Consider the following 13,906-nt stretch of genomic DNA (forward strand, 5'->3'; position numbering starts at 1 on the left):
GAGCTCGGCCGCTGTGACCTGGGACGCTTAGGCTCACCTTGGTCTCCGTCCCGTGCTTATGGCAAGATCGGGCTTGCTCAATTCGCGGGACCTTGGGTCCCGCCCTGACGGAACCATCGAAGGGAACCCACCGTGGCCGACCAGAACCGTCCCACGCACGCGCTCACGCGCCGCTCCGTCCTCGCGGGCGGTGCCGGGCTCGGTCTCGCCGCCCTCCTCGCCGCCTGCTCCTCGAGCGACGACGCCGCCACGGGCGCCAGCGCCGCCGCCGGCAACGCCTCCGAGAGCGCCACCGACTCCTTCCCCGTCACCATCGACCACGTCTACGGCTCCACGACCATCAAGGCGGAGCCCACCAAGATCGCCACCGTCTCGTGGACCAACGACGACGTCGTCATCGCGCTCGGCGTGGTCCCCGTCGGCGTGCCCACCGTCTCCTGGGGCGCCGACGAGCACGGCTCCTACCCCTGGACCACCGACGCCCTCACCGCCCTCGGCGCCGGCTGGGGCACCGACAAGGCCCCCACCCAGTACTCCGAGACCGACGGCATCAACGTCCAGGAGATCGCCGCCCTCGAGCCCGACCTCATCATCGGCACCTACTCCGGCATGACCGAGGACGAGTACACCCAGCTCTCCGCGATCGCCCCGACCCTCGCCTACCCCAAGGGCGTCGCCGCCTACGGAACCCCCTGGGAGACGACGACCAAGACGATCGGACAGGCCCTCGGCCGTTCCGCCGCCGCCGAGGAGCTCGTCTCCAAGACCACGCAGGCCATCCAGACCGCCGCCGGCAAGTACCCCGAGCTCAGGTCGAGGACGTACATCGCCGCCAACCTCGACGCGACGAGCTCGACCATCAACCTCTACACCAAGGCCGACAACCGCCCCCGGCTCTTCGACATGCTCGGCATGACGATGGCCCCCGCGGCCGCGAAGGGCGGCGCCGACACCGAGGACGAGTTCTTCGTCGAGTACTCCGCGGAGAAGGCCGACGCCCTCACCTCCGACCTCTTCTGGTCCTGGGCGAACGACGAGTCCGCCGTCGAGGCCGTCGAGAAGAACGAGCTCCTCGCGACCATCCCGGCCGTGAAGAACCGCACCGCCCTCTTCGTCACGGACAACACGACCGTCATGAGCCTGTCGGCCGCCTCGCCGCTCTCGCTGCCGTGGTGCTGCGAGCACCACGTCCCGCAGATCGCCGCGGCCGTCACCGGCGCCACCGCCACCGCCACCGCGAGCGACGGCGCCTCCGCGAGCGCCACGGCCTCCGCCACCTCGGCGTCCTGATGCCGCCACGCCCCACGGCAGCGACGACGCGGCCCGCGCCCCGACCCGGGGCGCGGGCCGACGCCCGTGCGCGACACGGGCGCGTGCCCGTGCACTCAGTCCGTCGAGCCCCGGCGGGAGCCGGAGCCGCAGCGGGGCGCCTCGCGTCCCGCGGGGTCGTCCTCGCCGTGCTCGCGGTCCTCCTCGGGCTCGCTGTCGTCGCCTCCCTCGCCCTCGGCGCCCGCCACGTCCCGCTCGGCGAGGTCCTCACCTGGGCGCGCGGCGACGGCGCGAGCCTCGGACCGACGGTCGCTGCCGTCCTCGACGCCCGCCTCACGCGCACCGTCGTGGCGCTCGCGGCCGGGGCCGCCCTGGCCGCCTCGGGCGCCGCCATGCAGGGCATCACCCGCAACCCCCTCGCCGACCCGGGCCTCCTCGGCGTCAACGCCGGGGCCACCACCGTCGTCGTCCTCGCCACGGGCCTCCTCGGGCTCGTCACCCCGACCGCCTACCTCGTCTCCGCGCTCCTGGGCGCTGCCGTCGCCTTCGTCTTCGTGTGGACCGTCGCCTCGCTCAGCCCCACCGGCGCGAGCCCCCTCACCCTCGTCCTGGCCGGCGCAGCCACCGCCGCGGGCCTGTCCGCCGTCGCCAACGCCGTCAGCCTCGTCAAGGTCAACGACCTGGAGTCCACCCGCCGCTGGCAGACCGGCATCGTCTCCGGGCGAACCTGGGACCTCATCGTGCCCGCGGTCGTCGTCATGGCGGTCGGGCTCCTCCTCGTGCTCTCCCAGGCCCGGGTGCTCGACGCCCTCGCCATGGGGGAGGACGTCGCCACGGGCCTCGGCGTCCCCGTCGTGCGCGGTCGCGCCGTCGCCTCCCTCGGCGCCGTCGTCCTGTGCGCAGGCGCCACGGCCCTCGCCGGGCCGATCGGCTTCGTCGGCATCATGGCGCCCCACCTCATGCGCCTCCTCGGCGGACCCTCCCACGCCTGGACCGTCACCGCCGGAGCGCTCGGCGGGGGACTTCTCGTCGTCGTCGCCGACGTCGTCGGTCGCGTCGTGGCCCCGCCGGCCGAGCTGCCCGCCGGCGTCCTCGTCGCCCTGCTCGGCGTGCCCGTCCTCATCGTCCTCGTCCGCGTCAAGGGACTGGTACGGCTGTGAGCGCTCCGACCACCGGCACCTCCCGGAGCGCCGGCGCCACGCTCGTCCCTCGATCCACCCGGCGTCGCCCCACCGACCCCGCCTCCCTGGGTCGCGGCCGCCTCGTCGTCATCACCCTCCTGCTCGTGGCGGCCGCCCTCGTCGCCGTCCTCGTCCAGCTCACCGCCGTCGCCCCGCGCCTGGACGCGACGCAGGTCTGGGAGGGGCTCACCGGCGCCTCTCGCGGCTCGCGCCTCATCCTCCTGACCTTCCGCGCCCCGCGCCTCGTCGTCGGGGCCCTCGCCGGCCTCGCCTTCGGCGTCTCCGGCGCCCTCGTCCAGAGGCTCATGCGCAACCCCCTCGCCAGCCCCGACGTCCTCGGCATCTCCTCGGGCGCGTCGCTCGCCGCGATGGTCGCGATGCTCGTCCTCGGATGGACCGGCTGGCGGGTCTCCGCGGCCGCCCTCGTCGGCGCCGTCGCGATCGTCGCCGTCATCCTCCTGCTCTCCGGTGGCGCCGGGCGGGCCGGGCAGCGATTCATCCTCATCGGCGTGGCGCTGGCCAGCGCCGCCAACGCCCTCATCGCGATGCTGGCTTCCACCGTCTCCTCGGTGCAGGCCTCCGACGCCCTGTCCTGGCTCTCCGGGTCCCTGTCCCCGGCTAGCTGGGAGCGAGCGGCTTGGCTCGCGGTCGGCCTCGCCGTGCTCCTCCCGCTCACGGCGGCCCGACGTCGCAGCCTCGAGGTCCTCGAGATCGACGCCGACGTCGCCGGGGCCCTCGGCGCCTCCCCTCAGCGAGACTCCGCGGTCCTCATCGCCCTCGCCGTCGGCCTCGCCGCGCTGGCGACAGCGGCTGCCGGCCCCATCGCCTTCATCGCCTTCGTCTCCGGCCCCCTGTCCCGTCTCCTCCTTCGCGGCCGCCCCAGCCTCGTCGCCGCCGGCGCCACCGGGGCCGCCCTCACCCTCCTCGCCGACGGCGTCGCCCAGCTCCTCCCGCTCGGGCCCTACCCGGTCGGCATCGTCACGGGCGCCGCCGGCGCCCCCTTCCTGCTGTGGGTGCTGCTGCGCCGCAGCGGATCCGGAGCCGCCGCATGAGCACCAGCCGCACCTCCTCCCCGAGCACCTCGCGCTCCGACTCGCAGGACGGACGGCTCCAGGCGCGCGACCTTCACCTCGCCTACGACGGCCCCGAGATCGTCCATGGCGTCGACCTCACCCCGCCCGACGGAGCCATCACCGTCCTCGCCGGGCCCAACGGCTGCGGCAAGTCCACCCTCCTGCGCGCCATGAGCCGCCTCCTCCCGCCGCGCGACGGCGTCGTCCTCCTCGACGGCGAGGACCTGCGCTCCCGCTCCACCCGCGCCGTCGCCCGTGAGCTCGGGCTCCTGCCCCAGGGCCCCGACGCCCCGCCCGGGCTGAGCGTGCGCGAGCTGGTCTCCCGCGGCCGCTACCCGCACCGCGGCCTCTTCCGTGGCTGGTCCGAGGAGGACGAGGACGCCGTCGCGCAAGCCCTGGCGGACACGCGCACCACCGAGCTCGCGGACCGGGACGTCGACTCCCTGTCCGGCGGCCAGCGCCAGCGCGTCTGGATCGCCATGGTTCTCGCCCAGCGCACGGGCGTCCTCCTCCTCGACGAGCCCACCACCTTCCTCGACCTCACCCACCAGATCGAGGTCCTCGACCTCCTGCGCGAGCTCAACGAGCGCCGCGGCACGACGATCGTCGTGGTCCTCCACGAGCTCGCCCTGGCAGCCCGCTACGCCGACCACCTCGTGCTCCTGCGCGACGGGCGCGTCCTGCGCGCCGGGGCGCCCGCCGACGTTTTCGACGAGGCCGCCGTCGCCGAGGTCTTCGACCTCGAGGCGCGCGTCGTCCCCGACCCCGTGACCGGCAGCCCCCTCGTCGTCCCCGTGCGCCCCCTCCGTTCCCGGGAGCGAGCCGACGCCGCCACCGACGCAGGTGAGGGCCAGTGAGCCTTGTCGCCGCGCGGCTGCGCGTCGCCGGGGCTGAGCGCACCACCCCGTCCTTCATGCGCCTGCGCCTCGAGGGAGCCGACCTCGCCCTCCTCCACGACGGCGGGCCGGCCGGCCTGCGCGACACCCGTGTCAAGCTCGAGATCGGCGCGAGCGAGCCGCTGGGCTCCGGCGTCCTCCCGGCCCACTGGTACCGCGCATGGCGCGAGATGCCCGCCGCCACGCGCGGGGTGCTGCGCACCTACACGGTCGCCGCCGTCCACCACGACGACGCCGGTGCGCTGGCGGCCGTCGACGTCGACGTCCTTCTCACCGACCACGCCGGTCCCGGAGTCGACTGGGCCCGTTCCGAGCCCGTCGGGGACGAGCTCGTCCTCGTCGGTCCCGGAGCGCCTGAGCCGGGTGCGACGGGCGAGGACGCCCACCCCGTCGGCCTCGAGTACCGGCCGGGCAGCGCCCGTGACGTGGTGCTCATTGCCGACGCGACGGCCCTGCCGGCCGCCCGGGCGATCGCCGCCTCCGAGGCCGGTGGTCCACGCCGCGTGCGCGCCGTCGTCACGGTTCCCAGCGAGGCCGACCGCGCCGAGCTCGGCGTCCGCACGGACTGGGTGCCCGGCACCGCGCTCGTCGACCGCGCCGTCGACGTCTGCGCCACCACCTGGCTGCGGTGGTCCCGCGCCCGTGAACTGCGCTGCGGGCCCGTGCGCCCCGCCCGCCAGGTGCTGCCCGAGGTCGACATCGACGCCGAGACGCTCTGGGAGACGCCGTGGCTGCTCGCCCACGGCGCTGCCGGTACGGACGCGAGCGCGACCGCCGCGCTCACGGGCGTCGCCAACGGCACGTCCCACGGGCCGACGCCGGAAGGGCTCGGGACCCTGTCCATCGAGCGCCCGCCCTACTTCTGGGTGGCGGGGGAGGCCGGTGACGTCGTCGCGGTCCGCCGCGCCCTCGTGCGCGACCTTGGGGTGCCGCGCGAGCGGGTCGCCTTCATGGGCTACTGGCGCCGCGGGCGCGCCGAGGTCGTCTGAGCCGCGTGCAGACGTTCCTCCTCAGGCTGCCTGGAGGAGGGCGCGCGCCGTCGGCTCGTCCGTGACGAGAGCCGAGACGTAACCGCCAGCGAGCGTCGCGCGGATCGGGACGACCTTCTCCGGGCCCGCCGCGACGCCGATGACGAGCGGGATCCCGGCGAGGCGCTCGGGCTCGAGGCACACCGTCCGGTCGCACAGGTCCGTGTGGACGTGGCGGCCCTCTGCGTCGAGGTGGTGCCCGCACACGTGGGCGACGACGCCGCGCTCACGGCACTCGTCCATGACGGCGGGCGTCCTCCAGCGCCGCAGGAGCGGGGCGAGGTCTGCATCGACCCCGACCACCTCCTCATCGACGAGGACAAGGACGTCGAGGAGGCGACCTACTTCGCCGAGGCGTCCAAGCGCTTCGCCTCCGGCGGCACCATCGTCGACATGTGCCCGGCCTCCTCAGGCCGCGGCGTCGAGAAGCTCAAGCGGGTCGTCGACCGCGTCCCGAACCTCCAGGTCATCCAGGCCACCGGCTTCTACCAGCAGCAGGTCTACCTCGAGTGGCGCCAGTCCTGGGGCAACCAGTACTCCGTCACCGAGATCGCCGACCTCGTCTCCTGCGTCGCCGGGGCCTCCCTGACGACCATCCAGCAGGTCTGCAAGGTCGCCGAGGAGCTGGGCGGCGAGGTCCAGGTCGAGCTCGCAGACATGGGCTTCACCGTCACCATCACCGGTGGCGTCAGCCCGAAGGACCTGCCGGCCTTCGCCGGTCGCAAGGTCGGGATCGTCATCTCGGGCCGGGCGATCGTCGGGGCGTATGACCCCGCCGCCTCCGCCAAGGAGCTGCGGGACACGATCCACGAGGTCTGGTCATGAGCGACCCGCTCGCCGACGGGATCACCCTCGGCATCTACGAGAAGGCCCTCGTCGGCAACGCCCTCTCCGACGGCGACGACTGGCGGACCTTCCTCGAGCAGGTGCCGAGCGCCGGCTTCTCCTACCTGGACATCTCCATCGACGAGACGCTCGAGCGGGAGGCCCGTCTCGAGTGGGACGCGGTCGCCTGCCGCACCGTCAGCGAGGCCGCGTCGGACGTCGGAACCGACATCGGCGGCGTGTGCCTCTCGATCCACCGCAAGATCGGTCCCGGGTCGGCCGACCCCGAGGTCCGCGCCCACGCCCGCTAGGTGATGGCGCGAGGGCTGTAGGTCTGCCACGACCTCGGCGCCCCGGTCATCCAGCTCGCCGGCTACTACGCGTACTACGAGGAGCCCACCCCGGACGCCGAGCGGTGGTACGGCGAGCTCCTGGCGGACGCCGTGCCGCTCGCGGCACGCCTCGGCGTCGTCATGGGCATCGAGAACGTCGACAGCAATGACGTCACCTCGATCCGCAAGGCGATGGAGTTCGTCGACGCGGTCGACTCCCCGTACCTGCAGGTCTACCCGGACCTCGGCAACATCGCCGAGCAGGGCATGGACCCCGACGTCGAGCTCGCAGCCGGGCGGGGCCACATGGTCGCGATGCACGCCAAGGACGTTCGACGGGGCGAGCCCCGTCGGGTCGACATGGGCACCGGCATCGTCGACCGGGACCACTCCTTCGAGCTGCTCCACGACCAGCACTGGACCGGACGGCTCATGATCGAGATGTGGAACGATGACGCTCCGGACTCGGTCGAGCGCTGCGTCCGCGCCAGGCGCTTCATCGAGGAGCGGGCTACGGCGGCCGGCGTTCCCATTATCGCACCGTAAGCCCTCGTCAGCGAGGAGCCCGCGCCACGCCCTGGGTCGCGGGCGCGCTACTCCTCGCAGCACCGTGGCCGGGCGCCCCGGCGCCCGGCCACGGGCCTCCTCCCTTCACCTCAACCCTGCACACTCATCCCCGGCCGGGCCCGATCCCGACCGGGAGACGGCTCCGGGCCGCCAGAAGAAGGACTCGAACAATGACGTACGACCTCACGACCATCGGCGAGGGGCAGATCCGCTTCACCTGCGAGCGTGGTGAGCGCCTCCAGACCGCCCGCTCCTTCCGTGCCACCGCTGCCGGCTCGGAGGCGAACGTCTCCGGCCTCCTCTCCGAGCTCGGCCGCTCCACCGCCTGGGCCACGAAGCTCCCCAAGCGCGAGCTGGCGGACAAGATCGCCCTCGAGTACTCCGCCGTCGGCGTCGACATGAGCCACGTGGTCATGTCGGACCACGGGCGCGTCGCGCTCTACTTCTTCGAGCCGGGCGAGTTCCCGCTGCCCGGCAAGGTCACCTACGACCGCGAGTACACCCCCTTCCGCGACATCGTCCCCGAGGAGTTCGACTGGGACGCCCTCCTGGACACCCGCGTCGTCTTCCTCACCGGCATCACCGCCGCGCTCACCGACAACACCGCCCGGGTCGTGCGCTACTTCGTCGACGCCGCCGCCGAGCGCGGCGTCGACGTCGCCCTCGACGTCAACTTCCGCTCCCTGCTGTGGAGCGGCGAGAAGGCCCGTGAGGTCCTCGATCCGATCGCCCGCAAGGCCTCGATCCTCTTCTGCTCGCGCTCCGACGCCCGCATCGTCTTCGGGATCGACGGCGAGGGCGTGGACGCCTGCCACGCCCTGCGCGAGGAGATGGGGGTCCCGACGGTCGTCTCCACCGACGGCCGCAACGGCACCTACCTGTCCACGGCCGAGGGGGACAAGACCTACGAGATCCGCTCCGTGCCGGTCATCGACCGCCCGGGCGCCGGCGACTCTTTCGTCGCGGGCACCCTCCACGGCTGGCTCGACGGTGACGTCGACAAGGGCATCCAGATGGGCGCCAAGGTCGCCCAGTTCGCCCTCACCCACCACGGCGACCTCACCCACGTCCGGCCCGCCGAGCTCGAGATGTCCATGTCCTCGGACATCGTCCGCTGACCACCCGGGGCACCAGCCCCGCACCGCCGCCGGCGGCAACCCGTGGCCGGGCGCACCACCCGGCCACGGGCACCTCACCCTTTATCGAGAATGGTTCCATGATGAGCACCTCCACCACCACGGCGCCCACGGGCGCGCCAGCAGGCCGCACGGCCGCGCAGCAGATCGACAACCACCGCCTCACCGGGCACCAGAAGTCCCTCATCACGATGGCGATTCTGGGCAACGTGTCGGAGTTCTTCGACATGTTCCTCATCGGCTTCATCGTCAACCTACTGATCTCCGACCCCGCCTGGCACCTCACCGGCTTCCACTCCGGCGTCATCCTCGCCGGCGCGGGCCTCGGGACCGTCCTCGGCTCGATCACGTGGGGTCGCCTGGCCGACATGTTCGGACGCAAGCACGCCTTCGTGTGGTGCATCACCGTCCTTGTGGTCTTCACCGCGGCCTCGGCCTTCACCCCGACCAACGGCTGGCTGCTCCTGGCGATCCTGCGCACCGGCGTCGGCTTCGGCGTCGGCGGCCTCAACATCACCTCGGTGCCCTACGTCCAGGAGTTCGTCCCCGCCAAGCAGCGCGGCCTGCTGTCCGGTCTCACCAGCGTCTTCATCCCCGCCGGCATCTTCCTCGGGTCGCTCGCCACGAAGTACCTCGCCGGGCCGCTCGGCTGGCGCGGGCTCGTGGGACTGGGCTGCGTCCCGATCCTCCTGCTGCTGTGGGCCCGCGTCGTCCCGGAGTCCCCGCGCTTCCTCCAGACCTCCGGACGCGAGGACGAGGCCCGCCGCGCCTACGCGTGGGCCATGGAGATCCCCGCGGAGCAGGTCGCCGCCCTCCCGGCAGTCCCCGAGGAGACCTCCGCCTCCTACTCGGTGATCTTCCGCCGGTACCCGAAGTCGCTCGTCGTCGTCGCGCTCGGCTCCTTCTGCTTCATCCTCGGCTCCTTCACCGTCCAGTCCTGGGGCCAGACCCTCCTCGGCCAGTCCTTCAAGTTCGACGCCGGTCACGTGGCGACGCTGTTCATGCTCGTCTCCCTGGCGGACCTCCTCGGCCGTCTCGGCTCCGCCTGGCTGTCCGACCACATCGGTCGCCGTCGGACGATGTTCAGCTTCGGCCTCATCGGCTCTGTGGGCGCCCTCATCGCCGCCTTCTCGACGCGGATGGTGAGCTCGGGCTCCGACCTCTCTCAGGTCCACCACGCCGGCTACGTCTTCTTCCTCGGCATCATCATCGTCATGGCCTTCGGAGACGGCGCCTTCGGGATCCTCAACGCCTTCGGCGGCGAGCAGTTCCCGACGGAGGCGCGCTCCACCGGCCTCGGCCTCGGCTACGGCATCGGCGCCATCGCCAAGATCGTCGGCCCCTACTTCGTCGGCGCCCTCGTCGGCAGCGGGGAGCTGAGCGCGGAGGTCGTCTTCCTCCCCTTCGTCATCTTCGCCGTGCTGCTCCTCCTGGGCGGTATCACCTACCTCTTCGCCCACGAGAGCAAAGGCGAGTCCCTCGAGAGCATCTGAGCCCGGCCGGCGTCGGTTCCACGGTGCACGGTCCAGCCTCAACGGGTCGGCCCCGGCGTTGCCAGACGCCGGGGCCGACGTGCGCGTACCCGGATGGTGAGTGCGAGTCGCCTCCGTTCACTCTCGCCTCCTTCGCTCGGCCTCGCACCCTGTGCGCGGCATTGGTCCGTGACCTGTGCGCGCAAAGGGTGCGAACCGGCGCGGTGGGTGCGAGGGAGCGCAGGCGGTGTGAGCGTCGGTGGGGCTCGCCACGCGTGACGGGAGGCGACCACGGACGACGACGCCCCCGGAGCTCGTGCTCCGGGGGCGCCGTGCGGGCCGTGCGGCCGCTGCCAGACGCGGCTCAGTGCTGGCCGTAGACGTTCTGGTAGCGGTCGTTAAGCGAGTCGACGAGCTCCTGCGGGATGAGGTGGATGTCGCCGCCCTGCTTGGCGAGGTGGACGGTGCGGGCGACCTCCTCGCACATCGCGGCCGCCTTGACGGCGTTGCGGGCGTCCTTGCCGATGGTGAAGGGGCCGTGGTTCGCCATGAGGACGGCGGGGACTCGGAGTCCTTGAGCGTCTCGACGATGCCGCGACCGATGGAGTCGTCGTCGATGAGGGCGAAGGGGCCGACCGGGATCTCGCCGCCGAGCTCGTCGCCCATCATGGTGAGGGCGCAGGGGATGGGCTCGCGACGCGCGGCCCAGGCGGTGGCGTAGGTGGAGTGCGTGTGGACGACGCCTCCGACGTCCTCGCGGTGGCGGTAGACGTAGGCGTGGGCGGCCGTGTCCGAGGACGGGGTGAGGGAGGCCGGGGTGCCGTCCTCGATCTTCTCGCCGTCGAGGGTGCACACGACCATGTTGTCCGCGCTCAGCTCGTCGTAGGAGACGCCGGAGGGCTTGATGATGAACAGGTCGGTCTTCTCGGGGCCGCTGCCGCGGTCCACGACGACGCGCTCGGAGACGTTGCCGGCGGTCCACACGACGAGGTTCCAGCGGATGAGCTCGCCATGAAGGGTGGCGACGCGCTCGCGGGTGTCCTGGACAGCGGCCTGCATGGCCTCGTCGAGCTCGGCAAGGACGATCTTCTCACTCGGGTGATGACTCCTTCGTGATCGGTGCGGCCGTGCGGGCCGCCTGTGGGTGTCACCAGAATTCTCGCGAGTCCACGGGGCCGCTTCAGCCCGTAAGACGCACGAACGTGCGTGACGGCCGCGCCGTGCGGGGGCGCTCCCTCCGTCACCAGTAGCAGGCCAAGGGCCCGCTCGGCCCTTCGATGACCTCGATCCGTGTCCCGAAGATCTCCGAGAGCACCTCCGTGCGCATGATCTCCTCGCAGGTCCCGAAGCGCGCCACCCGACCGTCCTTGACCGCGCAGATCCGGTCCGCGTACCGCGCCGCCACGTTGACGTCGTGCACGACGATGAGGATGGTCCGTCCGAGCTCCGCCGCAGCCCGCTCGAGGTGCCCCATCATCTCCACCGAGTGGGCGACGTCGAGGTTGTTGAGCGGCTCGTCCAGCAGGACGTAGTCCGTCTCCTGGCACAGCACCATCGCGACGTAGGCGCGCTGCCGCTGCCCGCCGGAGAGCTCGTCCAGGTAGCGCCCCTCGAGCTCGGTCAGGCCCAGGAAGTCGATGTAGCGCGACACGACCTCCTCGTCCTCGCGCGTGAGCCTCCCGCCCGTGTACGGGAAGCGCCCGAAGCCGACCAGCTGGCGCACGGTGAGCCGCGTGATGAAGTGGTTCTCCTGACGCAGCACGGACAGCACCCGCGCGAGGTCCTTCGAGCGCGTGCGCGCGACGTCCATCCCGGCGACCTCGATGACGCCCTCGTCGATGTCGAGCAGACGCCCGATCATCGTGAGGAGCGTCGACTTACCGGCCCCGTTCGGTCCGATGAAGGCGGTGATGCCGCCGGTCGGGACCTCCAGGTCGACCGGACCGATGACGACCTCGGGGCTGTAGACCTTGGTGACGTTCTCGAGGGTGATCACAGGCGCCCCTTCCGCAGGACGGCGACGAGGAAGGTCACGCCGCCGACGAGCTCGATGATGATGGAGACGACGCCCTGGGCGCCGAGGACGTGCTTCATGAGGAGGTACGACCCCGTGAGGACGAGCAGCGCGAGGCTGACGGACATGGGGAAGAGGTAGCGGTGGTCGTAGGTGTCGCTGGCCTGGTAGGTGAGGGTCGCGACGAGGAAGCCGAGGAAGGTCATCGGTCCCACGAGCGCCGTCGAGACCGCCATGAGGACCGAGACGAGGACGAGGACCGCCACGGACCAGCGTCGGTGGTCCACGCCGAGGCCGGTGGCCGCGTCGCGGCCGAGCGTCAGGACGTTGAGGCGACGGGAGGCCAGGGCGAGCAGCAGCGTCGCTCCGACGACGAGGGGCAGGGCCACCGGGTAGTACCCCGGGTCCGCGTTGTTGACCGAGCCGAACAGGCGCGCGGTGAGCACGTCGAACTCGCTGGGCGTGAGCAGGCGCTGCATGAAGGTCGACACGCTGCCCAGTCCCGTGCCGATGACGACGCCGATGAGGAGCATCGCGTGGACGCTCGCCCGCCGGCTCGTGAGCAGCCAGGAGTACAGCACGAGCGAGAGGCCGACCATCGCGAGGACCTGCCCGACGAAGGTCGTGAGCGTCCGGGCCGCAGTCAGCCCCGTGACCCCCAGGAGGTAGACCGTCGTCGTGTGGATCGCCCGGTAGAGAGACTCGAACCCCATGATCGACGGCGTGAGCAGGCGGTTCGCCGTCACCGTCTGGAAGGCGATGGTCGCCATCGCCTGGCAGACCGCCACGACCGCCATGGCGACGACGGAGTCCGCGCGGCGCCGGGCGATGAGCCAGAAGCCGCGCGTGCCCGGCACCATCGGGTTGTCCCAGGCCAGCAGACCCGCCGCGCAGAGCAGGGCCGCCGCCGTGACGGCGAGGTAGACGAGCCACCAGCGGCGTCGTGCGCGGGCCGTCGGGAAGGCGCCGGAGCGGCGCTCGCGGGCCGGGGCCGACCGGGGGCCGGAGGCCGGCCCCGGGGGCGTCGTGCGGCGGGACGCGGCCGCGGAGGAGGTCGCCGTCGTCGTGCTCATGAGGACCTCCCGGTGCGACGCAGGATGAGCGTCACGAAGACCGCGGCCCCGACGATCCCGAGGACCACGGAGACGGGCACCTCGAAGGGTGAGATCACCGTGCGGGCCAGCAGGTCGCAGGCGGTGACGAGCACGATCCCGGCCAGGCACACCCACGGCAGGTTGGAGCGCAGGTCGTCGCCGCGCAGCATCGAGACCAGGTTCGGCACGATGAGCCCGAGGAAGGGCAGGGAGCCGACGACGACGGTGACGACTCCGGTGGCGACGGCGACGAGCGCCGTCGCTGTGAGGACGACGCGCTCGTAGTCGACCCCGACGCTCGTCGCCACGTCCTGCCCCAGCCCGGCCACCGTCAGCCGGTCGGCCATGGCGAAGACCCCCGCGACGACGGCGAGGACGATCCACAGCACCTCGTACTGGCCCCGGTACACGCTCGTGAAGGAGCCCTGGAACCACGTGCCGAGCGACTGCAGCGTGTCCGTCTCGAGGGCCAGGAAGGTGGACACGGCGCTCACCACCGCGCCGAGCATGATGCCGATGAGCGGCACGAGCAGCGAGGAGCGCAGTGAGACGCGGCGCAGCAGGGTGAAGAAGACCATCGTGCCGACGAAGGCGAAGACGACGGCGACGGCCATCCGACCGAGCACGCTCGTACCCGGCGCGACGATCATGACGCTGAGGAGCCCCAGGCCTGCCCACTCGGTCGTGCCTGTCGTCGTCGGCTCGACGAAGCGGTTCTGAGTGATGAGCTGCATGACGAGCCCGCACATGGCCATCGCGGCGCCGGCCAGCACGAGGGCGACGGTGCGCGGGACGCGCACGGCGAGGAACATGCGGGCGCCGTCCCCGTGGGACAGGATCGAGTACTCGCCGGTCGCGAGGCTCGCCCCCAGCAACGCGAGGACGGCGATCGTCCCGGCTGCCAGGGATGGCGTGAGGAGCCGGCCCCGGGACCGGCGGGACGGGGCCGGAGGCTGGGACGGAGCGGGGCACGCCCCCGCCGCGGGCGCGGCGGGGGCGTCGCCCGAGGGCGGAGAGCT

Annotated in this window: 13 protein-coding genes and 2 pseudogenes; 10 read left to right on the top strand and 5 right to left on the bottom strand. The window is 72.4% G+C overall.

Going from position 1 to position 13,906, the window contains the following annotated elements; all coding sequences use genetic code 11:
• Positions 1–132 precede the first annotated feature (132 nt).
• The 5 genes from IXW69_RS01390 to IXW69_RS01410 all read left to right on the top strand — a co-directional run bounded on the left by IXW69_RS01390 (position 133) and on the right by IXW69_RS01410 (position 5,408).
• Positions 133–1,290, top strand: coding sequence for an ABC transporter substrate-binding protein (locus tag IXW69_RS01390; protein ID WP_194784619.1), 1,158 nt, complete (start codon positions 133–135; stop codon positions 1,288–1,290).
• Between the two features lie 83 nt (positions 1,291–1,373).
• Entirely contained in the window at positions 1,374–2,429 is a 1,056-nt protein-coding gene (locus IXW69_RS01395) for a FecCD family ABC transporter permease (RefSeq protein ID WP_315501192.1), read from the top strand.
• Positions 2,426–3,502: a FecCD family ABC transporter permease gene (locus IXW69_RS01400; protein WP_194784621.1), complete on the top strand. Its 1,077-nt coding sequence runs from the start codon at positions 2,426–2,428 to the stop codon at positions 3,500–3,502. The genes IXW69_RS01395 and IXW69_RS01400 overlap by 4 nt, the downstream gene beginning before the upstream one ends.
• Positions 3,499–4,380: an ABC transporter ATP-binding protein gene (locus tag IXW69_RS01405; RefSeq protein ID WP_194784622.1), complete on the top strand. Its 882-nt coding sequence runs from the start codon at positions 3,499–3,501 to the stop codon at positions 4,378–4,380. The genes IXW69_RS01400 and IXW69_RS01405 overlap by 4 nt, the downstream gene beginning before the upstream one ends.
• Positions 4,377–5,408: a siderophore-interacting protein gene (locus IXW69_RS01410; RefSeq protein WP_194784623.1), complete on the top strand. Its 1,032-nt coding sequence runs from the start codon at positions 4,377–4,379 to the stop codon at positions 5,406–5,408. Before IXW69_RS01405 ends, IXW69_RS01410 begins: the two co-directional genes overlap by 4 nt.
• Positions 5,409–5,429: 21 nt before the next feature.
• On the opposite strand, the gene IXW69_RS01415 is transcribed toward IXW69_RS01410, so the two are convergent.
• Positions 5,430–5,690 carry a sugar-binding domain-containing protein gene (locus IXW69_RS01415; protein ID WP_194784624.1) on the bottom strand — a complete coding sequence of 87 codons (261 nt, stop codon included), beginning with the start codon at positions 5,688–5,690 and terminating at the stop codon, positions 5,430–5,432.
• Between IXW69_RS01415 and IXW69_RS11445 the strand changes: the two genes are divergently transcribed.
• From IXW69_RS11445 to IXW69_RS01440, 5 genes and pseudogenes are all read left to right on the top strand, one after another.
• Positions 5,655–6,272: an orotidine 5'-phosphate decarboxylase / HUMPS family protein gene (locus tag IXW69_RS11445; RefSeq protein ID WP_228524598.1), complete on the top strand. Its 618-nt coding sequence runs from the start codon at positions 5,655–5,657 to the stop codon at positions 6,270–6,272. The genes IXW69_RS01415 and IXW69_RS11445 overlap by 36 nt on opposite strands.
• Complete coding sequence (locus IXW69_RS11450; protein ID WP_228524501.1) at positions 6,269–6,583, top strand: hypothetical protein; 315 nt, start codon at positions 6,269–6,271, stop codon at positions 6,581–6,583. Before IXW69_RS11445 ends, IXW69_RS11450 begins: the two co-directional genes overlap by 4 nt.
• Positions 6,584–6,619: 36 nt before the next feature.
• Positions 6,620–7,150 (top strand): annotated as a pseudogene (locus IXW69_RS11455) (TIM barrel protein); the annotation flags it as partial.
• A 191-nt stretch (positions 7,151–7,341) separates the two neighbouring features.
• A complete protein-coding gene (locus IXW69_RS01435; RefSeq protein ID WP_194784625.1) occupies positions 7,342–8,289 on the top strand; it encodes a sugar kinase in 948 nt (315 codons plus the stop codon).
• A 101-nt stretch (positions 8,290–8,390) separates the two neighbouring features.
• A complete protein-coding gene (locus IXW69_RS01440; protein WP_194784790.1) occupies positions 8,391–9,800 on the top strand; it encodes an MFS transporter in 1,410 nt (469 codons plus the stop codon).
• Positions 9,801–10,143: 343 nt separating this feature from the next.
• Here IXW69_RS01440 and IXW69_RS01445 read toward each other — a convergent pair.
• The 4 genes and pseudogenes from IXW69_RS01445 to IXW69_RS01460 all read right to left on the bottom strand — a co-directional run bounded on the left by IXW69_RS01445 (position 10,144) and on the right by IXW69_RS01460 (position 13,762).
• Positions 10,144–10,838: pseudogene (locus IXW69_RS01445) on the bottom strand (L-ribulose-5-phosphate 4-epimerase).
• Positions 10,839–11,019: 181 nt separating this feature from the next.
• Positions 11,020–11,775 (bottom strand): iron ABC transporter ATP-binding protein, encoded by a 756-nt coding sequence (locus IXW69_RS01450; RefSeq protein WP_194784626.1) that lies wholly within the window; start codon positions 11,773–11,775, stop codon positions 11,020–11,022.
• Positions 11,772–12,866 carry an iron chelate uptake ABC transporter family permease subunit gene (locus IXW69_RS01455; protein ID WP_194784627.1) on the bottom strand — a complete coding sequence of 365 codons (1,095 nt, stop codon included), beginning with the start codon at positions 12,864–12,866 and terminating at the stop codon, positions 11,772–11,774. Before IXW69_RS01455 ends, IXW69_RS01450 begins: the two co-directional genes overlap by 4 nt.
• Complete coding sequence (locus IXW69_RS01460; RefSeq protein ID WP_323745110.1) at positions 12,863–13,762, bottom strand: ABC transporter permease; 900 nt, start codon at positions 13,760–13,762, stop codon at positions 12,863–12,865. The genes IXW69_RS01455 and IXW69_RS01460 overlap by 4 nt, the downstream gene beginning before the upstream one ends.
• Positions 13,763–13,906 lie beyond the last annotated feature (144 nt).

The sequence above is a fragment of the Actinomyces haliotis genome (assembly GCF_015355765.1).
In the GTDB taxonomy this organism is placed as follows: Bacteria; Actinomycetota; Actinomycetes; order Actinomycetales; family Actinomycetaceae; genus Actinomyces; species Actinomyces haliotis.